24 protein-coding genes and 1 riboswitch are annotated in these 24,411 nt (G+C 72.0%); of the genes, 14 read left to right on the top strand and 10 right to left on the bottom strand.

The annotated features are described in order from the left end of the window. Positions 1-57: 57 nt before the first annotated feature. From ADL34_RS22255 to otsB, 3 genes are read left to right on the top strand one after another with little or no spacing between them, the layout of a single operon-like run. Positions 58-1,350, top strand: a complete 1,293-nt coding sequence (locus ADL34_RS22255) for an extracellular solute-binding protein (protein WP_062669043.1) — start codon at positions 58-60, stop codon at positions 1,348-1,350. Positions 1,351-1,386: 36 nt separating this feature from the next. Continuing rightward, positions 1,387-1,638 carry a DUF3263 domain-containing protein gene (locus ADL34_RS22260; protein ID WP_062669042.1) on the top strand — a complete coding sequence of 84 codons (252 nt, stop codon included), beginning with the start codon at positions 1,387-1,389 and terminating at the stop codon, positions 1,636-1,638. A 40-nt stretch (positions 1,639-1,678) separates the two neighbouring features. Beyond that, entirely contained in the window at positions 1,679-2,572 is an 894-nt protein-coding gene (gene otsB / locus ADL34_RS22265) for a trehalose-phosphatase (RefSeq protein WP_062669041.1), read from the top strand. 196 nt (positions 2,573-2,768) lie between these two features. Here the strand turns inward: otsB and ADL34_RS22270 are convergent, their stop codons facing one another. Continuing rightward, positions 2,769-4,181, bottom strand: a complete 1,413-nt coding sequence (locus tag ADL34_RS22270; protein ID WP_062669040.1) for an alpha,alpha-trehalose-phosphate synthase (UDP-forming) — start codon at positions 4,179-4,181, stop codon at positions 2,769-2,771. A gap of 94 nt (positions 4,182-4,275) precedes the next feature. Continuing rightward, positions 4,276-5,220, bottom strand: a complete 945-nt coding sequence (locus tag ADL34_RS22275) for a glucosyl-3-phosphoglycerate synthase (protein ID WP_062669039.1) — start codon at positions 5,218-5,220, stop codon at positions 4,276-4,278. 159 nt (positions 5,221-5,379) lie between these two features. Next, a riboswitch (SAM riboswitch) is annotated at positions 5,380-5,548 on the top strand. Positions 5,549-5,566: 18 nt separating this feature from the next. Between ADL34_RS22275 and thrC the strand changes: the two genes are divergently transcribed. The 6 genes from thrC (at position 5,567) to ADL34_RS22305 (ending at position 12,688) form a co-directional block, all read left to right on the top strand. Next, complete coding sequence (thrC, locus tag ADL34_RS22280; protein WP_062669038.1) at positions 5,567-6,850, top strand: threonine synthase; 1,284 nt, start codon at positions 5,567-5,569, stop codon at positions 6,848-6,850. Beyond that, positions 6,847-7,122, top strand: a complete 276-nt coding sequence (locus tag ADL34_RS22285; protein WP_055625113.1) for a MoaD/ThiS family protein — start codon at positions 6,847-6,849, stop codon at positions 7,120-7,122. Before thrC ends, ADL34_RS22285 begins: the two co-directional genes overlap by 4 nt. Before the next feature lie 444 nt (positions 7,123-7,566). Beyond that, the gene (locus ADL34_RS22290; RefSeq protein ID WP_019057200.1) at positions 7,567-7,773 is read left to right on the top strand and encodes a cold-shock protein; all 207 of its coding nucleotides are present in this window, start codon (positions 7,567-7,569) and stop codon (positions 7,771-7,773) included. 308 nt (positions 7,774-8,081) lie between these two features. After that, the gene (gene groL / locus ADL34_RS22295; RefSeq protein ID WP_062669037.1) at positions 8,082-9,704 is read left to right on the top strand and encodes a chaperonin GroEL; all 1,623 of its coding nucleotides are present in this window, start codon (positions 8,082-8,084) and stop codon (positions 9,702-9,704) included. A 220-nt stretch (positions 9,705-9,924) separates the two neighbouring features. Next, the gene (locus ADL34_RS22300) at positions 9,925-11,052 is read left to right on the top strand and encodes an NADH:flavin oxidoreductase (protein WP_062669036.1); all 1,128 of its coding nucleotides are present in this window, start codon (positions 9,925-9,927) and stop codon (positions 11,050-11,052) included. A gap of 160 nt (positions 11,053-11,212) precedes the next feature. Further along, positions 11,213-12,688, top strand: a complete 1,476-nt coding sequence (locus ADL34_RS22305) for an MFS transporter (protein ID WP_062669035.1) — start codon at positions 11,213-11,215, stop codon at positions 12,686-12,688. A gap of 2 nt (positions 12,689-12,690) precedes the next feature. On the opposite strand, the gene ADL34_RS22310 is transcribed toward ADL34_RS22305, so the two are convergent. The 4 genes from ADL34_RS22310 to ADL34_RS22325 all read right to left on the bottom strand — a co-directional run bounded on the left by ADL34_RS22310 (position 12,691) and on the right by ADL34_RS22325 (position 15,903). Then, entirely contained in the window at positions 12,691-13,260 is a 570-nt protein-coding gene (locus ADL34_RS22310) for a hypothetical protein (RefSeq protein ID WP_062669034.1), read from the bottom strand. Between the two features lie 43 nt (positions 13,261-13,303). Continuing rightward, complete coding sequence (locus ADL34_RS22315) at positions 13,304-13,837, bottom strand: DinB family protein (RefSeq protein ID WP_062669033.1); 534 nt, start codon at positions 13,835-13,837, stop codon at positions 13,304-13,306. 124 nt (positions 13,838-13,961) lie between these two features. Continuing rightward, complete coding sequence (gene murQ, locus ADL34_RS22320) at positions 13,962-14,897, bottom strand: N-acetylmuramic acid 6-phosphate etherase (RefSeq protein ID WP_062669032.1); 936 nt, start codon at positions 14,895-14,897, stop codon at positions 13,962-13,964. A gap of 103 nt (positions 14,898-15,000) precedes the next feature. After that, on the bottom strand, positions 15,001-15,903 hold the full coding sequence (locus ADL34_RS22325; RefSeq protein ID WP_062669031.1) for a MurR/RpiR family transcriptional regulator: 903 nt from the start codon (positions 15,901-15,903) through the stop codon (positions 15,001-15,003). A 55-nt stretch (positions 15,904-15,958) separates the two neighbouring features. Between ADL34_RS22325 and ADL34_RS22330 the strand changes: the two genes are divergently transcribed. Together ADL34_RS22330 and ADL34_RS22335 are read left to right on the top strand one after the other, a co-directional pair. Then, positions 15,959-16,339 (top strand): hypothetical protein, encoded by a 381-nt coding sequence (locus tag ADL34_RS22330; protein ID WP_062669030.1) that lies wholly within the window; start codon positions 15,959-15,961, stop codon positions 16,337-16,339. Next, entirely contained in the window at positions 16,336-16,638 is a 303-nt protein-coding gene (locus ADL34_RS22335; protein ID WP_062669029.1) for a DUF4031 domain-containing protein, read from the top strand. Before ADL34_RS22330 ends, ADL34_RS22335 begins: the two co-directional genes overlap by 4 nt. Here ADL34_RS22335 and ADL34_RS22340 read toward each other — a convergent pair. Further along, positions 16,599-17,723, bottom strand: coding sequence for a GNAT family N-acetyltransferase (locus tag ADL34_RS22340; RefSeq protein ID WP_234375076.1), 1,125 nt, complete (start codon positions 17,721-17,723; stop codon positions 16,599-16,601). The genes ADL34_RS22335 and ADL34_RS22340 overlap by 40 nt on opposite strands. Before the next feature lie 27 nt (positions 17,724-17,750). Then, positions 17,751-18,398, bottom strand: coding sequence for a hypothetical protein (locus ADL34_RS22345; protein ID WP_062669027.1), 648 nt, complete (start codon positions 18,396-18,398; stop codon positions 17,751-17,753). 46 nt (positions 18,399-18,444) lie between these two features. On the opposite strand from ADL34_RS22345, the gene ADL34_RS22350 reads away from it, so the two are divergent. Next, positions 18,445-19,119, top strand: a complete 675-nt coding sequence (locus tag ADL34_RS22350; protein ID WP_062669101.1) for a maleylpyruvate isomerase family mycothiol-dependent enzyme — start codon at positions 18,445-18,447, stop codon at positions 19,117-19,119. Between the two features lie 113 nt (positions 19,120-19,232). After that, positions 19,233-19,937, top strand: a complete 705-nt coding sequence (locus ADL34_RS22355; RefSeq protein ID WP_062669026.1) for a copper homeostasis protein CutC — start codon at positions 19,233-19,235, stop codon at positions 19,935-19,937. 188 nt (positions 19,938-20,125) lie between these two features. Here the strand turns inward: ADL34_RS22355 and ADL34_RS22360 are convergent, their stop codons facing one another. Further along, complete coding sequence (locus ADL34_RS22360) at positions 20,126-22,174, bottom strand: HelD family protein (RefSeq protein WP_062669025.1); 2,049 nt, start codon at positions 22,172-22,174, stop codon at positions 20,126-20,128. A gap of 294 nt (positions 22,175-22,468) precedes the next feature. On the opposite strand from ADL34_RS22360, the gene ADL34_RS22365 reads away from it, so the two are divergent. Beyond that, positions 22,469-22,648 (top strand): hypothetical protein, encoded by a 180-nt coding sequence (locus ADL34_RS22365; protein WP_062669024.1) that lies wholly within the window; start codon positions 22,469-22,471, stop codon positions 22,646-22,648. Positions 22,649-22,726: 78 nt separating this feature from the next. Here the strand turns inward: ADL34_RS22365 and ADL34_RS22370 are convergent, their stop codons facing one another. Further along, positions 22,727-24,382: a DNA repair helicase XPB gene (locus ADL34_RS22370; RefSeq protein WP_062669023.1), complete on the bottom strand. Its 1,656-nt coding sequence runs from the start codon at positions 24,380-24,382 to the stop codon at positions 22,727-22,729. Positions 24,383-24,411: the final 29 nt, after the last annotated feature.

The following is a 24,411-nucleotide window of genomic DNA, read 5'->3' on the forward strand; positions in this document are numbered from 1 at the left end:
GTGGTGTAGACCTATGGGGGCAATATGTATGACGATTCGAAAATTTCGAACAGAGGTATGGGGCGGATTCGCGTGCAGCGGCGTGGTCGGAGGCGTACGGGAGCGGCGGCGGTGGTGTCCGCACTGGGCATGACGGCGGTGCTGGGCGGCTGCGGGGTGACCGGCGGCTCGGACGACGTCACGCTGAAGCTGGTGGCGGCCGACTACGGCGACGGCAAGGCGACCAGCTCGCGGAAGTACTGGGACAAGCTCACCGACGCGTACGAGGCCGAGCACCCCGGGGTGACCGTCGACGTCGAGGTGTACTCCTGGAACGAGGTCGACGCCAAGGTCAAGGAGATGGTCGCCGCGGGCGAGGCGCCCGACCTCGCGCAGATCGGCGCCTACGCCGACTACGCCGCGAAGGACCTCCTCTACGAGGCCGACGACCTGCTGTCCATCCCGGTGCAGGCCGACCTCGTCCCGCAGCTCGCCGAGGCGGGCCAGGTCGACGGCGTGCAGTACGGCATCCCGTTCGCGTCCTCCACGCGGCTGCTCTTCTACAACAAGTCGCTCTTCGAGCAGGCCGGCCTGACCGCGCCGCGGACCTGGAAGGAGCTGGCGGCCGACGCCGCCGCGCTCAAGGCGCGGGGCGTGAAGTACCCGTACGCGCTGCCGCTCGGGTCCGAGGAGGCGCAGGCCGAGACCATGCAGTGGCTGCTCAGCGGCGGGGGCGGCTACACCGACCCGCAGCTCGGCACCTACAGCATCGACTCCCCGGAGAACGTCGCCACCTTCACCTGGCTGAAGGACGACCTGGTCGGCAAGGGCCTCACCGGGCCCGTCCCGCCCGGGGAACTCAACCGCGCCGACGCCTTCGCCGCGTTCGCGAAGGGGGACGTCGGCATGCTCAACGGCCACCCCTCGCTGATGCAGACCGCCCAGAAGAAGGGCGTGAAGTTCGGCATGGTGCCCATGCCCGGCGCCGACGGGCCCACCAAGCTGTCCATGGGCGTCGCCGACTGGATGATGGCGTTCAAGCAGAACGACCACGCCGAGGAGATCGGCACGTTCCTCGACTTCGTCTACGACAAGCAGAACGTCCTGGACTTCTCCCGGCGCTACGACCTGCTGCCCGTCACCACCTCCGCGTCCGAGGTGATGGCCGGCGCCGAGCAGGACGCCGACCTCAAGCCCTTCCTGGAGCAGCTGCCGTCCTCCGAGCTCTACCCGGTCGGCCGGACCTCCTGGGCCGCGGTCAGCGCGGACGTCAAGAAGACCATCGGCTCGACGGTCGCCTCCGGCGGCAGCCCGTCGGCGGTCCTGGCCCGGCTCCAGGCGACGGCGACCAAGCTGGACGGGGCCGAGTAGGAGCCGCTGTCGGTGGCGGGGGTTACGGTGCCAGGCATGGACCAGCACCAGGACCGGCCCGACGCCGCCCTCGCCGACCGCGAACGGGCCGTGCTCGCCCTGGAGCGCCGGGGCTTCTCCGGCCCCGGCGCCAAGGAGCGGGCGATACGCGAGGAGCTGGGCCTGGCCCCGGTGCGCTACTACCAGCTGCTCAACGCCCTGCTGGACGACCCGCGGGCCCTGGCCCACGACCCGGTGACGGTGAACCGGCTGCGCCGGGTGCGCGAGGCGCGCCGGGCGGAGCGCTGACGGCAGGGATAGGTCCGGCGCCGCTGGATAGGGTCCCGATATGGCCCGTCACAACGACCTGACCGACCCGTCCCCGTCCTCGCCCGGCGCGGCCCTGCCCGAGCCGGCCACCGGACCCGGCCGGGACGGACTCGCCGCGCTGCTCGCCCGGCCCGCCCGCGCGCTGATCGCGCTGGACTTCGACGGGACCCTCGCGCCGATCGTGCCCGACCCCGAGAAGGCGCGGGCCCACCCGGAGGCGGTGCCGGCGCTCGCCGCGCTCGCGCCCGAGGTCGCCGCGGTGGCCGTGATCACCGGTCGGCCCGCCGAGGTGGCCGTGCACCACGGCGGCTTCGCCGGGATCGCGGGTCTGGAGCACCTGGTGGTGCTCGGGCACTACGGCGCCGAGCGCTGGGACGCGGTCAGCGGCGAGGTGTCCGCGCCCGACCCGCACCCCGGGGTCGCGGCCGTCCGCGCCGCCCTGCCCGGCCTGCTGGCCGGCCACGAGGACGGCACCTGGATCGAGGACAAGGGGCACGCGGTCGCCGTGCACACGCGTCGCGCGGCCGACCCGCAGGGCACCTTCGACGCCCTGCGCGGCCCGCTCACCGACCTCGCCGGACGCAACGGCCTGATCGTCGAGCCGGGCCGGATGGTCCTCGAACTGCGCCCGCCGGGCATGGACAAGGGCAAGGCCCTGCGGGACCTCGCCCGCGACCTGGGCGCCGAGGCGGTCCTGTACGCCGGCGACGACCTCGGCGACCTGCCCGCCTACGCCGCCGTCGACACCCTCCGCGCGGCCGGCACCCCCGGCCTCCTGGTCTGCAGCGGCAGCGAGGAGGTCACCGAGCTCTCCGAGCGGGCGGACCTCGTGGTGAACGGCCCCGAGGGCGTCGTCCGACTGCTGCGCGCACTGGCCGACCGGATCGGCGCGACCCGCCCGGGCGGGGACTGACCACCCACCGAGCCGGGCCCTCCCGCTCCGCACACGAGCCCCGGCGCACCGCCTCTGACAGCCGCTCCGCACCACCGGGCCGGGCCGTGCGCACCCACTGGCCGCCGGCCGGGGCGGCGGGCTCGGGCGGGAGTCCGGGCGCACGCCCGCCGCCCGGCATCGACGGCCCCGTGCCGCCCCGGCCCGGCTCCCGGCGTCAGGCCGTGTCGTCCCTCAGCGCGTTCAGCTGGTCCAGGAACCACTGGGACGGGGGGAGGGCCGTCGCCGCGGCGGCGAGGCGCTTGGAGCGTTCCGCTCGTTCCGCCGGGGGGACGGACAGGGCCTCGTGCAGGGCGCGGGCCGTGCCGATCACGTCGTACGGGTTGACCGGGACGGCGTCCTCGCCGAGTTCCTCGAAGGCGCCGGCCTCGCGGGACAGGACCAGGACGCAGCCGTCGTCGGAGACGAGCGGCACCTCCTTCGCGACCAGGTTCATGCCGTCCCGGATGGGGTTGACCAGGGCCACGTCCGCCAGCCGGTACGCGGCCAGGGAGCGCGCGAAGTCGTCCTTGACGTGCAGCACGACCGGCGTCCAGCCGGGCGTCCCGTACGCGTCGTTGATCTCCCGGGCGACCCGCTGCACCTCGGCCGTGTAGTCGCGGTAGACGGTGAGGTCCTGCCGCGAGGGGTAGGCGAAGGCGACGTGCACCACCCGCTCACGCCACTCGGGGTGGTCGTCGAGCAGCTGCCGGTACGCCAGCAGGCCGCGCACGATGTTCTTCGACAGCTCGGTGCGGTCGACCCGGACCACGGTGCGCCGGGGCGAGCCGTCGGGGGCGGTGCCGATCTCCTCGCGCAGCGCCGCCATCCGTTCGGCCACATCGTCCTCGTGCGACCGGGCCCGCAGGAAGTCCGCGTCCGCGCCCAGGCCGTGCACTCCGATCCGGGTGCCGCCGAGCCCGCCGGCGAACCGCTCGCAGCACGCCTCGAAGGCGTCCGCCCAGCGCCGGGTGAGGAAGCCGAGGCGGTCCGCGCCGAGCATCCCGCCCAGCACCTGCCGGGCGATGTCGTCGGGCAGCATCGCGAAGTACTCCGGCGGCGCCCACGGCGTGTGCGAGAAGTGCCCGATCCGCAGGTCGGGGCGCAGCTCGCGCAGCATCCCGGGCACCAGCGTCAGGTGGTAGTCCTGCACCAGCACGGCCGCACCGGGGGCCGCCCGCTCGGCGAGGGCCTCGGCGAAGGCGCGGTTGTAGGTCTCGTACGAGGCCCACTGCCGCCGGAACTCCGCGTCGAAGACCGGCTCCAGCGGGGTCTGGTAGAGCATGTGGTGCACGAACCACAGCACCGAGTTCGCGATGCCGTTGTAGGCGTCCGCGTGCACGTCCGCCGGGACGTCCAGCATCAGCACGCCGTCCTCGCCGGCGCCGCGGCGCACCGCCTCCCGGTCGCCGTCGGACAGCGCCGAGCACACCCACAGGGCGCCCGCGTCCGGCCCGATCGCCGACAGCCCGGAGACCATGCCTCCGCCGCCCCTCTTGCGGTGCAGAGAACCGTCGTCGCGCACCTCGTACGAGACCGGGCCGCGGTTCGAGGCGACCAGTACCTTGGCAGCAGTCTGCGGGGAAGCCATACGCCTCAACCTAGCCCGGCCCGTAAACGCTCAAACGTGCGGTTCGGCTCAGTGGGGGCTCACGTACGCGCTGTATACGGCCTGGGTGCGGCGTTCACGCGACCCTGCGCGCCGCGTACTCCGCGATCTCCGCCATGGGCGGCCGCTCCTCCGTGTCCACCGAGTACGTCCGTGGCTCGAAACCGTCCTGGCCGCGCTCGAACTGGGTCAGCGACGGGCGCACCAGATGCCCGCGTGCCAGCCGCAGCTGGGCGGTGCGGTAGATCGCCGCGGACATGCGCCCCAGCGCCTGCCCGTCCTGGTGCCGGTGCTTGCGCACGCCCACGTCCACCTGCGCGAGGGCGTCCAGACCCACCAGGTGCAGGGCGTCCACCAGCATGCCCAGCTCGACGCCGTAGCCGACGGGGAAGGGCAGCTGTTCCAGCAGACTGCGGCGGGCCGCGTACTCGCCGCCGAGCGGCTGCACGAATCCGGCCAGCTGCGGCCAGTGCATGTTCAGCAGCGGGCGGGCCATCAGCTCGGTGACCCGGCCGCCCTGCCCGGACGCGCCGCCGAGCGGGCGGTCGTACATCGCCTTGACCAGGTCGACGCCGGGGTCGGTGAGGAGCGGGCCGACGATGCCGAGGACGAAGTCCGAGGAGAACTCGCGCAGGTCGGCGTCGACGAAGCAGACGATGTCCCCGCCCGTCACCAGCAGCGAGCGCCACAGCACCTCGCCCTTGCCGGGCACGGCGGGAATGCGGGGCAGGACGTCGTCGCGGTGGACGACCCGCGCCCCGGCCGCCGCGGCGACCTCGGCGGTGCGGTCGGTGGACCCGGAGTCGACGACGACGATCTCGTCGACCAGCGGAACCTGGTGCACCAGGTCGTGGGCGATGATCGCGACGATGTCGCCGACCGTCTCCTCCTCGTTGAGGGCGGGCAGGACGACCGAGACCGACTGGCCCGAGCGCTGCTTCGCGGCCAGCACATGGTGCAGCGGTCGGTCGGCCAGGGACCAGGAGCGGCTGATCAGCCAGCGCTCGACTTCTTCCAGCACGGTCGGCGGCTCCTCACTGTCGAACGACGTCGGTGATCCATCTCGCGGTTCGGACGGCTCTCTCAACTGTCCTGGCCTTCGGTTACAGTCTTGAACAACGCGAGTGACCATCGCATGTCAGGGTCGCCCGGCGTTCACAACCGCAGGACAACCGCATACCGCTCATCCAGAGGGGCAGAGGGACACGGCCCGATGAAGCCCCGGCAACCCTCCAGTCGGTTCTCGTAGATCAGCGTCGATCGTCACGCCGATCGTCTTCGCGAGGCTCCCGGCTAGGGAAGGTGCCAAATCCGTCTCACGGCGAGATGCGTCGTGAGGAAGATGAGGAGAAAGGGCCTCGCCTCACATGGCTGTGCAGACTGTTGCAAGCAGCACCGACTCCACCGTAGACCTCGGCCCCGCCGCCGCGCTGTCCTGTCGCGAGTGCGGCCACCGGGTTCCGCTCGGCCCGGTCTTCGCCTGCGAGGAGTGTTTCGGCCCGCTGGAGATCGCCTACGACTTCTCGGCCTACGACACCGAGGAACTCCGCAAGCGCATCGAAGCGGGCCCCGCGAACATCTGGCGCTACGCGCCCCTGCTGCCCGTCCCGGCCGACGTGGCGGACAAGCCGAACATCAACCCCGGCTGGACCAAGCTCGTCAAGGCCGACAACCTCGCCCGCGAACTGGGCGTCACCGGCGGCCTGTACGTCAAGGACGACTCCGGCAACCCGACGCACAGCTTCAAGGACCGCGTGGTCGCGCAGGCCCTGGAGGCCGCGCGCGCCTTCGGCTTCACCACCCTGTCCTGCTCCTCCACCGGCAACCTCGCCGGCGCGGTGGGCGCCGCCGCGGCCCGCGCCGGCTTCCGCTCGTGCGTGTTCATCCCGCACGACCTGGAGCAGGGCAAGGTCGTCATGGCCGCGGTCTACGGCGGCGAGCTCGTCGGCATCGAGGGCAACTACGACGACGTGAACCGTTTCTGCTCCGAGCTGATCGGCGACCCCGCCGGTGAGGGCTGGGGCTTCGTGAACGTCAACCTGCGGCCGTACTACGCCGAGGGCTCCAAGACCCTCGCGTACGAGATCTGCGAGCAGCTCGGCTGGCGGCTGCCGGACCAGCTGGTGGTGCCGATCGCCTCCGGCTCCCAGCTCACCAAGATCGACAAGGGTCTCCAGGAGCTGATCAAGCTGGGCCTGGTCGAGGACAGGCCGTACAAGATCTTCGGTGCCCAGGCCGAGGGCTGCTCGCCGGTGTCGACCGCCTTCAAGGCCGGTCACGACGTGGTCCGCCCGCAGAAGCCGGACACCATCGCCAAGTCGCTCGCGATCGGCAATCCGGCCGACGGCCCCTACGTCCTGGACATCGCGCGCCGCACCGGCGGCGCCGTGGAGGACGTGACGGACGCGGAGATCGTCGCGGCGATCAAGCTGCTCGCGCGGACCGAGGGCGTCTTCGCCGAGACCGCGGGCGGCGTGACGGTGGGCGTCACGAAGAAGCTCATCGAGAGCGGGGTGCTCGACCCCGCCAAGACCACGGTCGTCCTGAACACCGGCGACGGCCTCAAGACGCTGGACGCGGTGGCGGGTACGGGCCTCACCGCGACGATTCGTCCCAACCTTGACTCCTTCCGAGAGGCTGGCCTCGCATGAGCGTGACCGTTCGCATCCCGACCATCCTGCGCACCTACACCGGCGGTCAGGCCGAGGTCGCCGCCGAGGGCGCCACCCTGGCCGAGGTCATCTCCGACCTGGAGAAGAACCACACGGGGATCGCGGCCCGGGTGCTGGACGACCAGGGCAAGCTGCGGCGCTTCGTCAACGTCTACGTCAACGACGACGACGTGCGTTTCGAGCAGGGTCTGGAGACCGCGACCCCGGACGGCGCCGGCGTCTCCATCATTCCGGCCGTCGCCGGCGGCTGACCGGATGACCGAACATTACCTTCGGTAATGCCGGTTACCGAGCGTTCATCGAATTGCCTCCTCCGTGAGAGAAGCGGAGGAGGCAATTCTGTGTGATTGAGCGGGGTACAGTTGGGGAACGCACCGCCGGTCCATGGACCGGCCGTCTTTGCTTTCCGCCGCCGGCCCGACAAGAAGTAGCCAAAGTCCGCGGGTTCTATGCGGCTTTTGTTCCGTTTGCCCGGCCCGACTTGACCTGAAGTCAGCGGAATTGTCGTCACATTCCCGACCGGTCGTGCCCGGATTTCTCGTCCGATTGACCTGTTGCAGACGGCAGTTGGGCAGATACATTCAGCCGCGGTCGACGCGTTCCGGCGCACGCCCCCGACCGATTTGGGGGGTGAGGTCTGACCCGGATCCGCGAAGTGTGGATCTGTGCAAGGGCCAGTAATAGGGGAGTTAGGCATGGCTCAGGGCACCGTCAAGTGGTTCAACGCGGAGAAGGGGTACGGCTTCATCGCGGTCGACGGTGGTGCGGATGTTTTCGTCCACTACAGCGCGATCCAGATGGACGGGTACCGCACCCTGGAAGAGGGCCAGCGGGTCGATTTCGAGATCTCGCAGGGTCAGAAGGGGCCGCAGGCGGACATGGTCCGGCTGGCGACCAGCTGAAGCACGCGTCGACTAACAGCAGCGACGTTCTTCTTCGAAGGGCCCGCGCCTCCCGGGGTGCGGGCCCTTCGGCGTGCGTGCGCGCCCCTGCCCGCCGACGGGCGCGCAGCCCGGGCGCCTTGCACTCTCGTACCCCGAGTGCTAATCATTGGCGTTAGCACTCTGAAGGTGAGAGTGACAAAGGAGGACCGGGTCGGTGAGGCCCGCAGGCCAGGTGGGGCAAGGAACCACGCGGCCGGCGAGCCGTCCGTCGCGGGCGCGGGCGCGGTCCGAAGGAATCACCCCCAGTCCTGGAGGGACCACTTCACATGGCCAAGATCATCGCGTTCGACGAGGAGGCGCGGCGCGGCCTCGAGCGCGGCATGAACCAGCTCGCGGACGCCGTCAAGGTGACGCTCGGCCCCAAGGGCCGCAACGTCGTCCTCGAGAAGAAGTGGGGCGCCCCCACGATCACCAACGATGGTGTCTCCATCGCCAAGGAGATCGAGCTCGAGGACCCGTACGAGAAGATCGGCGCCGAGCTGGTCAAGGAAGTCGCCAAGAAGACGGACGACGTCGCCGGTGACGGTACGACCACCGCGACCGTCCTCGCCCAGGCCCTGGTCAAGGAAGGCCTGCGCAACGTGGCCGCCGGCGCCAACCCGATGGCCCTCAAGCGCGGCATCGAGCGTGCCGTCGAGGCCGTCAGCGCCGCCCTGCTGGAGCAGGCGAAGGATGTCGAGACCAAGGAGCAGATCGCTTCCACGGCCTCCATCTCCGCCGCCGACACCCAGATCGGCGAGCTCATCGCCGAGGCCATGGACAAGGTCGGCAAGGAAGGCGTCATCACCGTCGAGGAGTCCCAGACCTTCGGTCTGGAGCTGGAGCTCACCGAGGGTATGCGCTTCGACAAGGGCTACATCTCGGCGTACTTCGCCACCGACATGGAGCGTATGGAGGCCGTCCTCGACGACCCGTACATCCTGATCGCGAACTCCAAGATCGCCAACGTCAAGGACCTGCTCCCGCTCCTGGAGAAGGTCATGCAGTCGGGCAAGCCGCTGCTGATCATCGCCGAGGACGTCGAGGGCGAGGCCCTGTCGACCCTGGTCGTCAACAAGATCCGCGGCACCTTCAAGTCCGTCGCGGTCAAGGCCCCGGGCTTCGGCGACCGCCGCAAGGCGATGCTGAACGACATCGCCATCCTCACCGGTGGCGAGGTCATCTCCGAGGAGGTCGGTCTCAAGCTCGAGAACACCTCCCTGGACCTCCTGGGCAAGGCCCGCAAGGTCGTCATCACCAAGGACGAGACCACGATCGTCGACGGTGCCGGCTCCTCCGAGCAGGTGCAGGGCCGGGTCAACCAGATCCGCGCCGAGATCGAGAACAGCGACTCGGACTACGACCGCGAGAAGCTGCAGGAGCGCCTGGCGAAGCTCGCCGGCGGTGTCGCGGTCATCAAGGCCGGTGCCGCCACCGAGGTGGAGCTCAAGGAGCGCAAGCACCGCATCGAGGACGCCGTGCGCAACGCCAAGGCGGCCGTCGAGGAGGGCATCGTCGCCGGTGGTGGCGTGGCCCTGCTGCAGGCCTCCCAGGTCTTCGAGAAGCTGGAGCTCGACGGTGACGAGGCGACCGGCGCCAACGCCGTGAAGCTCGCGCTGGAGGCCCCGCTGAAGCAGATCGCCGTCAACGGTGGTCTCGAGGGCGGCGTCGTCGTGGAGAAGGTCCGCAACCTCACGGTCGGCCACGGCCTGAACGCCGCGACCGGCGAGTACGTCGACATGATCGCCGAGGGCATCATCGACCCGGCCAAGGTGACGCGCTCCGCGCTGCAGAACGCCGCGTCGATCGCCGCGCTGTTCCTCACCACCGAGGCCGTCATCGCCGACAAGCCGGAGAAGTCCGCGGCCCCGGCCGGCGGCGGCATGCCGGGCGGTGACATGGACTTCTGATCGTTCTCGGGGCTCCGGCTCCGGTCGATCCACGTCCGACGCGGAGGGCGGTACTTCCTGTTCGCAGGAGGTGCCGCCCTTCGGCGTGTCCGGGGTCACAGCGGGACAAGGCGGCGAGCGGGATGCACGGGGCACCGGGAAGTGCTTAAGGTAGTGCAACAATGCATACGCACATACTGTCCGGTCGGCCGACCGGAACCCCTGCCGAGGAGCCCTCCGTATGACCCTCGCCCAGCCCACCGCCTCCCGAGCGGCCGAGATCCTGTCCCGGCCGGCCGTGATCAACGGCCTCACCGTCCCGAACCGCATCGTGATGGCGCCGATGACCCGGATGTTCTCGCCCGGCGGCGTCCCCGGTGAGGACGTCCGGTCGTACTACGCGCGACGGGCCGCGTCCGGCGTCGGCCTGATCGTCACCGAGGGCACCTATGTCGGGCACCCGTCGGCCGGGCAGAGCGACCGGGTGCCCCGGTTCCACGGCGAGGAGCAGCTGGCCGGGTGGGCGAAGGTCGCCGAGGAGGTGCACGCGGCGGGCGGGACGATCGTGCCGCAGCTGTGGCACATCGGCATGGTCCGCGAGCAGGGCCAGCCGCCCTTCGCGGACGCCCCGGCCGTCGGGCCCTCGGGGCTGCGCATCGGCGCCGACGAGCCCACCGGCCGGGCGATGACCCGGCAGGACCTGGACGACGTGATCGGCGCCTTCGCCGACGCCGCCGCGGCCGCCGAGCGCATCGGCTTCGACGGTGTGGAGATCCACGGCGCCCACGGCTACCTCGTCGACCAGTTCCTGTGGGCGGGCACCAACCGCCGCACCGACGCCTACGGCGGCGACCCGGTCGCGCGCACGCTCTTCGCGGCGGAGATCGTGGCCGCCGTGCGCGAGCGGGTGTCCCCGGAGTTCCCGGTGATCTTCCGCTACTCGCAGTGGAAGCAGGAGGCCTACGACGCGCGTCTCGCCGAGACCCCGCAGGAGCTGGAGGCCATCCTGGCCCCGCTCGCCGCGGCCGGTGCCGACGCCTTCCACGCCTCCACCCGCCGCTACTGGATCCCCGAGTTCGACGGCTCCGACCTCAACCTCGCGGGCTGGACGAAGAAGCTGACCGGCAGGCCCACCATCACGGTCGGCTCGGTCGGCCTCGACGGCGACTTCATCCGGGCGTTCGCCGGCGAGGGCTCCGCCACGAAGGGCTTCGACGACCTGCTGGACGCGCTGGAGCGCGAGGAGTACGACCTGGTGGCCGTCGGCCGTGCCCTCCTGCAGGACCCGCAGTGGGCGGCGAAGGTCCTCGACGGCCGCTTCGACGAGCTGAAGCCGTACGACGCCGCGTCGCTGAAGTCCCTCAGCTGACCCCGGCCTCAGGGCCTCGACCCCCGGCCCTCAGGGGCCCCCGACCCCCGTGCCGCACGGCCGGGGGTCCCTTTCTGTTCGTTTGAGTAAGTCAATCAACTGACTTAAGGTTGCCTTCGTCAATCATCGCGTGGTGGTCACGCTCGAACGGAGGCACCCCATGTCGCACACCCCTGTCCCTCCCACCGCGGTGGCCGGGGGTGACTCCCCGCCGAGGGCGAACGCCGTGGTCGCGGTGCTGGCCTTCGCGGGCATCGTCGTCTCGCTGATGCAGACCCTGGTCATCCCGATCGTCCCGGAACTGCCGAAGCTGCTGGACGCACCCGCCTCCGACACGGCCTGGGCGGTCACGGCCACGCTGCTCGCCGCCGCCGTCGCCACGCCCGTCATGGGTCGCCTCGGCGACATGTACGGCAAGCGGCGGATGCTGCTCGTCGGCGTCGTGATGCTGATCGGCGGGTCCGTGGTGTGCGGGCTCAGCGATTCGCTCGTCCCCATGGTGGTGGGACGTGTGCTCCAGGGCCTGGCCTCCGGTGTGATCCCGCTCGGCATCAGCATCATGCGCGACGAGCTGCCCGCCGAGCGCCTCGGCTCCGCCACCGCCCTGATGAGCGCCTCCCTCGGCATCGGCGGTGCCCTCGGCCTGCCCGCCGCCGCCCTCATCGCCGACAACTTCGACTGGCACGTCCTGTTCTGGACGTCGGCGGCCATGGGTGTCGTCGCACTGATCTGCGTACTGCTCCTCGTCCCCGAGTCGCGGGTGCGCACCGGCGGGCGCTTCGACCTCGTCGGCGGCGTCGGCATGGCGGCCGGGCTCGTCTGCCTGCTGCTGGCCATCTCCAAGGGAGCCGACTGGGGCTGGGGGAGCGGCACCACGATCGGACTGTTCACCGCGTCCGTCGTGATCCTGCTCGTGTGGGGCTGGTGGGAGCTGCGCACCGCCGAGCCGCTGGTCGACCTGCGCACGACGGCCCGCCGGCAGGTGCTGGTCACCAACCTGGCGTCGATCGCCGTGGGCTTCGCGATGTTCGCGATGAGCCTGGTGCTCCCGCAGCTGCTCCAGCTGCCCGCCCAGACCGGCTACGGCCTCGGCAGGTCGATGCTGGTCGCGGGTCTGTGCCTGGCCCCCTCCGGCCTGGTCATGATGGCCACGGCCCCCGTGTCGGCGGCGATCTCCCGGACCAAGGGCCCCAAGGTCACGCTGATGATCGGCGTCCTCGTCGTCGCCGCGGGCTACGGCCTCAACATCGTCCTGATGTCCGAGGTCTGGCACTTCGTCCTGGTGGCCTGCGTCATCGGCATGGGCATCGGCTTCGCCTACGGTTCCATGCCGGCCCTGATCATGGGTGCAGTCCCCGCGTCGGAGACGGCCGCCGCCAACAGCCTCAACACGCTGATGCGCTCCCTGGGCACCTCCACCGCGAGCGCCGTCGCCGGTGTGATCCTCGCCCAGATGACCACGGACCTCGGCGGCTACGCCCTGCCGTCCGAGAACGCCTTCAAGGTGGTCCTCGCGGTCGGTGCCGGCGCGGCGCTGCTCGCGTTCGCCGTGGCGTCCTTCATCCCGAAGCCGGACGCGTCCGGCCCCGGCGAGCCCGCCGCCGAGTCGGCCCCCGAGCCGGCCACGGTGAAGTAGCGCTACAGGTTGCCCAGCGGCTCGATGTCGACCTTCACCGGGGTGCCCCAGATCCGCAGCACCTCGTAGTCGGTGAACTCGTGCACGAGCCGATAGGCCATCGCCGGGCGAGGCCCGCGCCGCTGGGCGGCGAGATACAGCTCGGCCTCCCGGCGGTCGCGGCGCGGGGTGCCGCACAACTGCCACTCCTGGCCGTTCCACAGCTCCGGCAGCCAGCGCTGCTGGGGCTGCGGGCGGTCGCCCCGCACCCCGTACCGGGAGGGCGCCGTGCGCTCGGGGGAGCGGGGCACGTCCGGGCCGTTGAACTCCGAACGCCGCGCGGCCCGGCGCCGGGTCTCGCAGAGCAGACAAAGGTCGTGCGCGTTCTCGTCCACCGGTCCGTTCGGATGCTCCGGGCAGCGCGTCGCGGGCGCGGCGCCGGCGACGCTCTCGTCCAGCAGCTCCAGCGCGCGGCGCAGATCCGCCTTCATCTCGTGCAGCCTGGCGTCGGGCGTGTCCGCGGAGAGGGCGTCGCCGTGCTCACCGAGGACACGGAGAGCACGGCCCAGGGCGGTCATCTGGGCGTGGTTCATGGACCCCAGTCTGGGCAGTCCCCACCCCTTTACGCCATTCCCGTCAGCCCATCGTCCTCGCACCGTCCAGGGACTCCCGGATGATGTCGGCGTGACCGGCGTGCTGCGCGGTCTCCGCGATGATGTGCAGCAGCACCCTGCGGGCCGACCAGCGCGCGTCCCCGTCGAACCACGGGGCCCGCGGCAGCGGGTGGGAGGCGTTCAGGTCCGGGAGCTTCGCGACCAGTTCGTCGGTGCGCCGGGCGACCTCCTCGTACTCCGCGAGCACACCGGCCAGCGTCTCGCCGGGCAGCATCCTGAACTCGTCGGCCCGCTTCGCGAAGTCCGCCTCGGTCATCGCCGAGAAGTCGGGCATCGCCGACGCCCCCTCCACGATGAAGGCGGCCCAGCTCCGCTCCACCGACGCGACGTGCTTGATCAGCCCGCCCAGACACAGCGCGCTGGCGGTGCTGCGGGTGCCGGCCTGCTCGTCGGTCAGGTCACGCGTGGTGAAGCGCAGGAAGTGCCGGTGCTTGGCGAGCGTCTCCAGCAGGTCGGCGCGCTCGTCCGTGACGGTGGTGTTCGTGGTGTCGGTCATGAGCCCACCGTAGAAGCCGATTAGGTCAGATCCTGACCGCTTCGACGAAGGCCGCCCAGACGGTTCCGCGGAAGAGGAGCGCCGGGCCGTGGGGGACGGGGAGCCCTCCGGGACGCGGCGGAGGTCAGGCGCCCGCCTCTCGCAGCGCCACCCGCAGATGCCCCTTCGCCGCACCGAGCAGCTCGGTGGCCGTGGGGCCGTCGACGTCCGCGAGGAGGACCAGGATCGCCGTCTTCACCTCGCCGTCCGCCTCCGTCAGGGCCCGTTCCACGGCCGCGTCGTCGGCGCCCGTGGCGAGGGAGACGATCCGGTGGGAGCGGGCCCGCAGCTTCTCGTTGGAGGCGCGGACGTCGACCATCAGGTTCCCGTACGTCTTGCCGAGCCGGATCATCGTGATCGTCGACAGCATGTTGAGGACCAGCTTCTGGGCGGTGCCCGCCTTCAGCCGGGTCGAGCCGGTCAGCAGCTCCGGGCCGACGACGACCTCGATGCCGTGCTCGGCGGCGGCCGCCAGCGCGCTGTCCGCGTTGCAGGACAGGCCGATCGTCAAGGCGCCCAGCCGCCGGGCGTGTTCGACCGCGCCGACGGCGTACGGGGTGCGTCCGGACGCCGAGACGCCGACCACCGTGTCGAGCGGCGTGAGCGCGAGGGCGTCGAGGTCGGCGCGGGCCAGCTCGGCGGAGTCCTCGGCCCCCTCCACGGAGGTGACCACCGCCCGCGGGCCGCCCGCGATGACGCCGACGACCTGACCGGGGTCGGTGTTGAAGGTGGGCGGGCACTCGGAGGCGTCGAGCACCCCCAGCCGGCCCGCCGTGCCCGCGCCCGCGTAGACGAGGCGCCCGCCGCGTGCCATCCGCTCCGCCACGGCGTCCACGGCGGCGGCGATCTCGGGCAGGCGCCGGGCGACGGCGGTGGGCACCGAGCCGTCCTCGCCGTTCATGAGCCGGGCGATGTCCAGCGTCGGCAGCCGGTCGATCTCGGCGAACTCGGGCCGGAACGCCTCGGTGGTCAGGGTCTCCAGCTCGGCGCGGAGGTCACGAGGAGTGGAAGCGGAGGTCATGCGCGGGCGGCTCTCTTCGTTGCTCGACGACGGTGCTGCGGACACGACCCAGGGGGTGTCTCGTCGATCCGGCGGGAGCCCGGCCTGATCGGCAAGACACCCCCTAGCGGCGGTGCCGGTGGGCCAGGGCCTCGTAGGAGGCGGCCAGCGCCGGCGCCGCCGTGTCGTACGTGCGCTGCGCCACCCCGACGAACAGGCAGTCCACGACGAGGAGCTGACTCGTGCGGGACGACATCGCGGCCGGGCGCAGCTCGCTCTCGCGGGCCGTCGACGTGGTGAGGACGTGGTCGGCGTACTGCGTGACCGCGCCGTCGGGCCGGCCGGTGATGGCGACCGTGGTGGCGCCGTGTTCGAAGGCGACCCGCAGCGGCTCGATGACGTCCCCGGTGGAGCCGGAGTGCGTGATCGCGATGGCCACGTCCCCGGCGCGCAGCTGGACGGCGTTCGTCACCGCGAGGTGCGGATCGCTGTGCGCGTGCGCTATCAGCCCTATCCGCAGCAGCTTCTGCGTGAGGTCCTGGGCGACCAGGCCGCTCGCCCCGATGCCGTACACGTCGATCCGGCGGGCCGCCGCGGCCGCGGTGACCGCCGCGCCCAGCTGGACGGTGTCGAGACCGGCCGCCGTGTCGGCGAGGGTCTGCTGCTCGTCGTAGGCCAGCTTGGCGACGACGTCGGCGATCGGGTCGTCCACCGCGATGTCGGTGGTGATGGCGGGCGCGCGGCCCGACTCCTGCTGGGCGGCCAGGCCGGCCAGGGCGAGCCGCAGGTCGCGGTAGCCGGGGTAGCCGAGGAGGCGGGCGGTGCGGACGACGGTGGCCTCGCTGGTGCCGGTGAGCTCGGCGAGTCCGGTGACCGTGAGGGCGGCACAGCCCGCAGGGTCGTTCGCCACCGCTTCGGCGACGCGCTGCATGGAGCGGGTCATCGACGGGGCGAGCGTGCGCACCTTGGCCGCGAGGGCGGCGGGCGCGGGCGCGCGGCCGAAAGTTTCCTTCACGTCATTGGTCACATATGAAACGTATTTTCAATGCCGGGTCGTGGTCAAGAGTGCGCACAATAGACGCATGGACCCCGTCACCCCGCTCGAACAGGCGCTGCACACGGCCCGCGCCCTGGTGCTCGCCGACCTGGCCGCCGACGAGGTCGCCGAGTCGGACGTCGTCTCCCTGGTGGAGCAGTCCGTCGCCGAACGGCGCTGGTGGGTGGAGCAGTGGCCGGAGGGTGCGGCGTACGTGGCGGGACTGGTCGCCCAGGACGTGCAGGACGCGCTGCTGGACCGGCACGGCCGCTGGCCGCTGTGCCCGGTGTGCGGCACCGGCGAGCCGCACGCGCTGGAGGTCGAGCCCGAGCTGGGCCCGGACCCGCACTGGGTGTGCCACAAGGCCGGCGTGAAGGTCGCGCAGGTCGGCTCGCTCGGGCCCGCGACCGGGAAGCCCTCCGCGTGACGATCTACATCGACCCGCCCACCTGGCCGGGCCACGGCCGCCTCTGGTCGCACGTCGTCAGCGACGTCTCCTACGACGAACTGCACCGCTTCGCCGACGGCATCGGCGTCCCGCGCCGGGCGTTCGAACGGGACCACTACGACCTCCCCGCGCACCGGTACGCCGACGCGGTCGGCGCCGGCGCGGTCGAGGTCAGCAGCCGCGAAGTGGTGCGGCTGCTGTACGGGGCCGGTCTGCGCAGGCGGAAGAAGGACATGCGTCACCGGCCGGACGGCGTGCCCGGGTCCCGGCGGACGTAGAGCAGGAGCGAGCCCTCCGACTCGTGCCGGTCCTGGACCGCCCGCTCCTCCTCGGCGCCGGCGCGGACGTACCCGGCGCGCTCGGCGACGCGCTGGGAGGGGGCGTTGCCCTCCTCGACCGTCGCGCACAGGCTGTGGACGTCGTCGCGGGCCAGCGCCCACCGGGACAGGGCGTCCAGCGCCTCCGACGCGTAGCCCCGGCCGCGGGCGCCCTCCACCAGGTCGTAGCCGATCTCCGCGCGGCCCTCCTCGTCCGGGGCGCCGTGGAAGCCGATGCCGCCGACCGCGAGGCCGTCCTCCCGCCGCACGAGGACGAACACGCCGAACTCGGGGCGGTGCAGGCCCGCCTCGTACGCCTGCGTCAGCATCCCGGCGGCCTCGCGCGTCCCCTCGTAGGGGCCGCCGACGACCCAGTCGAACCCGCCGTCGCCGCCCTGGGCGAGATCGGTGGCGGTGGCCGGGGTGAGCCCCTGGAGGGTGAGCCGCTCGGACGGGAGGACGAGGTCGTTCTTCCAGCGCCAGGCGTCGACCGGGGCGCGGCCGGGCAGGTCGCCGCGGCCGGTGGCCCACAGCAGGGTGCGCCAGGGGTCCGCGTCCGGGCGGACCTCCGGGAAGATCGTCGTCAGCACGAACCGGGGGAGCGCGGCCGGGGGTTCGTAGGCCAGCCCCAGCCCGACGGCGATGTCATGGGTGTGCAGCAGCACCTCGGCGACGCCCATCGCGGCGAACCCCTCGCGGTTCGCGCTGCGGAACGGGTACGGGTGGAAGGCGCGCACCCCGGGCGGGGTGGTGCGCAGGGCCGCCGTGAGCAGGGCACCGGTCGTCTCGATGACGTCGAGCAGCCCGTCGTTGCCGGTGCCCTCGTCGAGGGTGATCTCGAAGGGGACGTAGGCGCGCTGCGCCCGCCCCGCGAGCTGCCCCGCGTAGGCGATGAGGTCACCGGCGACGTGCTCGGCCGTGGCGCGGCAACTCCAGTCCAGCCGCCCGGCCTTCACCCCGTCCCAGTCCCGGTCCGCCACCGTGCGCAGCAGCGCCACGGCATCCGCCACGGCCTCGGTCACGCGTTCCCCGCCCATGTGTCGCATGCCGTGCAGGCTACGGCGCCGTACGGCTCAGAGCGACAGCATTTCCAGCTCCGAGGTGAGGTTGTAGCGGGCGGTCGCCTCCCAGTTCTTCCGGCCGTACGGCGTGCGGAACAGGCCGGGCAGGGCCAGGAGTTGGCGCAGCACGTCGGCGCGGCCGGCCCGGAAGGCGTCGTTCGGGACGAAGTGGTACTCCTCGCGGACGGCGGCCGTGTAGGCGGCGTACGCCGAGGGCGGCGCGGCGAGGATCGCGAGGTCGGCGTCGCACAGCACCTCGCCGTTCAGGTCGCCGGGCTCCGGATCGTGGGTGACGGTGAGCCGCACCAGCCGGGCCACCTCGGCGGTCCGCTCCGCGGGCACGCCGGCCTCGGGGAGCGCCCGCTCGGCGAGCCGGGCGGACCGCTCCTCGTTCTCGGACCGGTCGGGCAGGTACACCGCGTCGTGGAACCACGCGGCGAGCCGTACGGCCTCGACGTCCGTCGCGTACTCCGCCAGCTCGTCGACGTGGTCCAGCACCGCCGCCAGGTGGTCCACGGTGTGATAGCGCCGCTGCGGCTCGGACCAGCGCTTCAGGAGCGCGTCCCCGTACGGCTCGGGCGCGATCGCGCAGGAGTCGTCGTCGCGCGCGGCGAGCAGGGTGCGCAGCCAGCGGGCGCGGAGATCGTCGAGGTCGGCCATGACGTCATTCTGCCCACCGGAGCTCACGGCCCCTAGCGTGGTCGCCATGACTTCTGCAGACGTGTACGACGTACGGGACCCGGAGCGGCCGGGGCGGCTGCTGGCCGTCGAGCGGGACACGCTGGTCCCGCTGCTGCGGGCGCGGCCCGACGAGGACTTCGCTCGGCAGACGGCCGCCTGTCCGGGGTGGTCGGTGCGGGACGTGCTGGCGCACTGCTCGGCCGCGCTGACCCGGGTGGTGGACGACCGGCTGGAGGAGGGCATGTTCTCGCCCGCGTCCAACGACCGCGACATCGCCGAGCGGAGCGAATGGAGCAACGCCCGGATCCTGGACGAACTGGAGCGCGCCATGACCGAGGCGGGGCCGGTGATCGCCAAGGCGGGCGGGGCCCTGGACGGCGTCGGGCTCGGCGAGTGGGTGCACGCCGGTGACGTGCGCGAGGCGCTGGGCGAGCCGGGGGCGTACGCCGGGGCCGGGCTGCCCGACGCGCTGGCGCTGCTGGCGTGGCTCACCCGCGAGCGCCGGCACGCGCCGCTCCACGCCGACCTCGACGACGTCGACGAGCCTCTGCGGCTGGGCGACCCCGCCGCGCCCCGGCCCCCGGCGCGCTACATCGGGCAGGCCACCACGCTCGTACGGCTCTACGCGGGGCGCCCGACGACCGGGACGTCGTACGAGCTGGCCGGGGCGGAACCGGCGGAGCTGAACATCTTCGCGTGACCCCGTTACCGGCCCTGGGTTGAGCGGGACCCCGGATGGGCAGGCGTAGGCTTTGATTGGACTAGACCTGTAGTCGTCAGTAGCCGCCGTCGAATGCCGAGGAATGGGGTCCCATGAGCGAGCGTGCAGTCCTGGAGGTGATCGCCCTCGGCGTCGAGGACGCGGTCGCCGCCCAGGCCGGGGGTGCGGACCGGCTCGAACTCGTCACCGACATGGCGGCGGACGGGCTCACCCCGCCGGTCGGGACGTTCACGGGAATCCGCGCGGCCGTCGACATCGAACTGCGCGTGATGCTGCGGCTGGCCGACGGGTTCGCGGTCGGAGACGTCGAACGGGTCGTCCGCGCGGCGCGCGAGCTGCGGGACGCCGGCGCCGAGGAGTTCGTGCTCGGCTTCCTCGACGCCGACGGCCGCGTGGACCTCGCCGCCATGGAGCGGGTCGTGGCGGAGCTGGACGGGTGCCGGTGGACGTTCCACCGGGCGATCGACCGCGCCGCCGACCGGGACGCCCTGCGCAAGCAGCTCGACGGCATGCCCGGCCTGGACACGTACCTCACGGCGGGGTCGGCCGACGGCGTCGACGACGGCATGCCCACGCTCCTCGCGGAGGCGGCACGGGACGGCGAGCCCGGCTACGAACAGCGCGTCCTGGTCGGCGGCGGCCTCCGCCTCGACCACGTCCCGGACCTCCTGGCGGCGGGCATCGACGCCTTCCACATCGGCGGCGCGGCCCGCCCGGACGGCTGGACGGGCCCGGTCTCGGCAGAGGCGGTCTCCACCTGGAGAACGGCCCTGGACGCCCCGGCAAAGGTCTTTTAGGGCCTGCTGAGGGCGCGGGCACTGCTTTTCACCGGTCGCGGGGAGGTGCTTTCGCTGGGCGCGGGGCATTGCCTTTCATGGGGCGCCGGGAGGTGCTCTTTAGGGGCGCGGGGAACTGCGCGACCGGCCCCCACCGGCCGGCACCCGGCACACAAAGCCAACCCCCCGTCCGCGTAGCCGCCCCAAACTCACAGCAACTGCGCAGGCAACGCCCCCGTGTGGGTCACGGTCAACCCCGACACCGCCCGCGTCAACGCCACGTACAGCCGCCGCAGCCCCGCCCGCTCGTCCGGCTCCCCGTCCACCACGGCCGCCGGTTCGTCCAGGACCACGTAGTCGTACTCCAGGCCCTTCGCCAGCGACGCCGGCACCAGCGTCAGCCGGGACTGCCGGGTCGTCTCCTCACCCGGCGCCAGATACTCGAGCCCCGCCGCCTTCAGCGCCTCCGCCAGCACCGGCACCCGCGCGTCCGCGGCGATCAGCCCGACCGACCCCTCGTGCCGCAGCGACTCCGCGCACGCCGCGGCCACCTCCGCCGCCTCCGCGACCGTACGGATCTCGAAGAACCCGGGGTTGTCACGGATCGACGCCACCGGCGTCAGCCCCGGCGCGATCGACGGCAGCAGCCGCGACGCGTACGTGATCACGTCCGTCGGCACACGGAAACCGGCCGTCAGCTCCTCGATCACCCCGTCCCGCTTGCCGAGGTGCGTCAGCGCCTCCTCCCAGCTGCGGGTCGCCCACGGAGTCGTGCCCTGCGCCAGATCGCCGAGGACCGTCGCCGACCCGGTCGTGCAGCGCCGCCCCACCGCCCGGTACTGCATCGGCGACAGGTCCTGCGCCTCGTCCAGCACCACATGTCCCAGCGACGGCGTCCGCGTCACGAGGTCGCTCGCCTCGTCGATCAGCACCGCGTCCGCCGCCGACCACTTCGCCGACCTCACCGACCGCGCCGGCTTCGCCCACAGGATCGTCCGCCGCTCGTCCTCGTCGAGTACGCCGTCCGCGTGCTCCGCCAGGAACTCCGCGTCCGACAGCAGCCGCAGCACCAGCTTCGCCGGGTCCACCGGCGGCCAGACCGCCTTGACGGCAGCCTTCACGGCCGCGTTGCGGGCCACCGCGTCCTGCACCCGGTCGTCCGGCGCCTCGCCCGACCGCTCCATCTGCACCAGCACCGCGTGCGCGATCCGCTGCGGCAGCGCCTCACGGGCGGCGCCGTACCGGATGCCGCGGTCCAGCAGCTCGCGGACGATCTCCTCGACCTCGTACGCCGGCACCCGCCACCGCCGTGACCCCCGCACCACGACGACCGCCTCGGCCGGCATGCTCACATGCGAGTACAGCGCCCGCCGCAGCACCTCGGCCATCCGCGCGTCCCCCTTGATCACCGCGGCCGCCGCCTCGTCGGTGCCGCGCACCTCGACGTGGGCCACGAGATCGTCGACCGTGGCCTGGCGGACCGTCAGCTCGCCGAGCGCGGGCAGCACCTGCTCGATGTAGTGCAGGAAGGACCGGTTCGGCCCGATCACCAGCGTGCCGGTGCGGGCCAGCCGCTCCCGGTGCGCGTACAGCAGATACGCCACCCGGTGCAGGCCGACGGCCGTCTTGCCGGTGCCCGGGCCGCCCTGCACACACACGGTCCCGCCGAGCCCGGACCGTACGATCTCGTCCTGCTCGGGCTGGATCGTCGCCACGATGTCCCGCATGGGGCCGACGCGCGGCCGCTCGATCTCCTGCTGGAGCAGCCTGCTGGTCCGCGCCGCCTCCGCCGGGTCGGAGAGGTGCTCGTCCTCGTATGCGGTCAGGTCGCCGCCCGTGTAGCCGAAGCGGCGGCGCAGCGCGATGTCCATCGGGTCCTTCTTCGAGGCCCGGTAGAACGGCTGGGACACCGGCGCACGCCAGTCGATGACCATGGGGTCGCCCTCGGCATCGTGCACATGCCGCCGCCCGATGTAGAAGCGCTCGCCCTCGGCGCCCTCCGCCCCGTCGGCACCGGGGGCGTGCAGATAGTCGAGGCGGCCGAAGAACAGCGGGGTGTCGCTGAGGTCGGCCAGGGCCTTGATGCGTTCGTCGATCTGCCGGGTCAGCACCTCCGCGTTGACCCAGTTCGCGGTGACGTCGCGGATGTCGAGGGACTCGACGTCCTCGCGCATGGCGCGCAGCGCGGCACGCGAGGACGCCAGATGGGAGCGCTCTCGCTCGAGCGGATCGAGGCTGTCGCCGACGGGCCTGGACAAAGGGGTGCCTCCGGATGACCTGTGAGCAGGTGGACGAGAGAGAGCCGGCCGGTTTCCGTCCGGGCGGCGGCACTCCGCGAGGGGAGGCGGGCAGGAGCGGAGATTTTAGGCGAGCGCCCGCTGCCGGTGCCAACCGATTTCCCGCCGGGAGCCCGGCATGATCGGCAAGACACCCCCTAGGGGACGCCGTCCTCCTTCAGGGCGGGCCGTCCGCCCCGAGATGTACGGGAGCGGCACCCGGCTTCGGCCTGGGGACCGATGCGGGCTTTACGGACACCGACGCATCATGGAGACATGAGCGCAGCAACCATCCACCCGGCCCCCGCGGCCCCCCGCGGAGCGACCGCGCTCCAGGGGAGCCACCGTCATCGACTCGGTGAAGCCCTGCGTGCCGTCAAGGTGTTCGTGGGCGCCGCCTTCGACGTGATCGTCCTCGGCGAGTACCGGGAGGAGGCGGGCGTCCGCCACAAGTGACGGCCCCGCCGGTCACGGTGACATACCGTCAGTGACCGTGACCGTACGGAATCACCGGCCCCTCTCGCGCCACAGCCCTCAGGCGCCCTCGGCGCCCTCCGCCAGGATCTCGTCGGCGTCCACGATCCGGTACGCGTAGCCCTGCTCCGCCAGGAAGCGCTGGCGGTGGGCGGCGAAGTCCTGGTCGATCGTGTCCCGGGCGACCACCGAGTAGAAGTGCGCCTGGTGCCCGTCCGACTTCGGCCGCAGCACCCGGCCGAGCCGCTGCGCCTCCTCCTGGCGCGAGCCGAACGTCCCCGACACCTGGATGGCGACCGTCGCCTCCGGCAGGTCGATGGAGAAGTTCGCGACCTTGGACACCACCAGCACGTTGATCTCGCCCTGCCGGAACGCCTCGAACAGCTTCTCCCTCTGCGCGTTGGACGTCTCGCCCTTGATCACCGGCGCGTCCAGATGCTCGCCCAGCTCGTCGAGCTGGTCGATGTACTGGCCGATCACGAGGATCTGCTGCCCGGCGAACCGGCGCACCAGGGCCTCGGTGACCTTCCGCTTCGTGTCGGTCGTCGCGCAGAAGCGGTACTTCTCCTCCTGCTCGGCGGTCGCGTACGCCAGCCGCTCGGACTCCGTGAGGTTCACCCGGACCTCGACACAGTCCGCGGGCGCGATGTAGCCCTGCGCCTCGATCTCCTTCCACGGAGCGTCGAACCGCTTCGGGCCGATCAGGGAGAACACGTCGGACTCCCGGCCGTCCTCCCGCACGAGGGTCGCGGTCAGCCCGAGCCGCCGCCGCGCCTGGAGGTCGGCGGTGAACTTGAAGACCGGCGCGGGCAGCAGGTGCACCTCGTCGTAGACGATCAGGCCCCAGTCCCGCGAGTCGAACAGCTCCAGGTGCGGATACACGCCCTTCCGCCGGGTCGTCAGCACCTGGTACGTGGCGATCGTGACCGGGCGGATCTCCTTGCGGGTCCCGCTGTACTCGCCGATCTCCTCCTCGGTCAGCGAGGTCCGCTTCACCAGCTCGTGCTTCCACTGCCGGGCCGAGACGGTGTTCGTGACGAGGATCAGCGTGGTCGACTTCGCCTGCGCCATGGACCCGGCGCCCACCAGCGTCTTCCCGGCGCCGCACGGCAGGACCACGACACCGCTGCCGCCGTGCCAGAAGTTCTCCACGGCCTGCCGCTGGTACGGCCGCAGCGCCCAGCCGTCCTCGGCCAGCTCGATCGGGTGCGCCTCGCCGTCCACGTACCCGGCCAGGTCCTCGGCGGGCCAGCCCAGCTTCAGCAGCGTCTGCTTGATCTGCCCCCGCTCCGAAGGGTGCACGGCGACCGTGTCCGCGTCGATGCGGTTGCCGACCAGGGGCGCCACGCGCTTGGAGCGCAGCACCTCCTCCAGGACGGGCCGGTCGGTGGTGGTCAGGACGAGGCCGTGCGTGGGGTGCTTGGACAGCGTGAGCCGGCCGTAGCGGTCCATCGTCTCGGCGATGTCCACCAGCAGGGCGTGCGGCACGGGATAGCGGCTGTACGTCACCAGCGCGTCCACGACCTGCTCCGCGTCGTGCCCCGCCGCGCGCGCGTTCCACAGACCGAGCGGCGTCACCCGGTAGGTGTGGATGTGCTCGGGCGCCCGCTCAAGCTCCGCGAAGGCCGCGATCGCCCGACGGCACGCGTCGGCCTGCTCGTGATCCACTTCCAGGAGCAGGGTCTTGTCCGACTGGACGATCAGTGGTCCGTTCACGTGGGGTCCGTCCTTCCGCTCACCACTCG

The organism is Streptomyces sp. NRRL WC-3605 (genome assembly GCF_001509795.1).
Classification (GTDB): Bacteria; Actinomycetota; Actinomycetes; order Streptomycetales; family Streptomycetaceae; genus Streptomyces; species Streptomyces viridochromogenes.

Coding starts and splice junctions, on each gene's coding strand:
- ADL34_RS22255 (WP_062669043.1), top strand. CDS start 58: ATGGGGCGGATTCGCGTGCAGCGGCGTGGTCGGAGGCGTACGGGAGCG.
- ADL34_RS22260 (WP_062669042.1), top strand. CDS start 1,387: ATGGACCAGCACCAGGACCGGCCCGACGCCGCCCTCGCCGACCGCGAA.
- otsB (WP_062669041.1), top strand. CDS start 1,679: ATGGCCCGTCACAACGACCTGACCGACCCGTCCCCGTCCTCGCCCGGC.
- ADL34_RS22270 (WP_062669040.1), bottom strand. CDS start 4,181: ATGGCTTCCCCGCAGACTGCTGCCAAGGTACTGGTCGCCTCGAACCGC.
- thrC (WP_062669038.1), top strand. CDS start 5,567: ATGGCTGTGCAGACTGTTGCAAGCAGCACCGACTCCACCGTAGACCTC.
- ADL34_RS22285 (WP_055625113.1), top strand. CDS start 6,847: ATGAGCGTGACCGTTCGCATCCCGACCATCCTGCGCACCTACACCGGC.
- ADL34_RS22290 (WP_019057200.1), top strand. CDS start 7,567: ATGGCTCAGGGCACCGTCAAGTGGTTCAACGCGGAGAAGGGGTACGGC.
- groL (WP_062669037.1), top strand. CDS start 8,082: ATGGCCAAGATCATCGCGTTCGACGAGGAGGCGCGGCGCGGCCTCGAG.
- ADL34_RS22300 (WP_062669036.1), top strand. CDS start 9,925: ATGACCCTCGCCCAGCCCACCGCCTCCCGAGCGGCCGAGATCCTGTCC.
- ADL34_RS22305 (WP_062669035.1), top strand. CDS start 11,213: ATGTCGCACACCCCTGTCCCTCCCACCGCGGTGGCCGGGGGTGACTCC.
- ADL34_RS22310 (WP_062669034.1), bottom strand. CDS start 13,260: ATGAACCACGCCCAGATGACCGCCCTGGGCCGTGCTCTCCGTGTCCTC.
- ADL34_RS22315 (WP_062669033.1), bottom strand. CDS start 13,837: ATGACCGACACCACGAACACCACCGTCACGGACGAGCGCGCCGACCTG.
- murQ (WP_062669032.1), bottom strand. CDS start 14,897: ATGACCTCCGCTTCCACTCCTCGTGACCTCCGCGCCGAGCTGGAGACC.
- ADL34_RS22330 (WP_062669030.1), top strand. CDS start 15,959: ATGGACCCCGTCACCCCGCTCGAACAGGCGCTGCACACGGCCCGCGCC.
- ADL34_RS22340 (WP_234375076.1), bottom strand. CDS start 17,723: ATGCGACACATGGGCGGGGAACGCGTGACCGAGGCCGTGGCGGATGCC.
- ADL34_RS22345 (WP_062669027.1), bottom strand. CDS start 18,398: ATGGCCGACCTCGACGATCTCCGCGCCCGCTGGCTGCGCACCCTGCTC.
- ADL34_RS22350 (WP_062669101.1), top strand. CDS start 18,445: ATGACTTCTGCAGACGTGTACGACGTACGGGACCCGGAGCGGCCGGGG.
- ADL34_RS22355 (WP_062669026.1), top strand. CDS start 19,233: ATGAGCGAGCGTGCAGTCCTGGAGGTGATCGCCCTCGGCGTCGAGGAC.
- ADL34_RS22365 (WP_062669024.1), top strand. CDS start 22,469: ATGAGCGCAGCAACCATCCACCCGGCCCCCGCGGCCCCCCGCGGAGCG.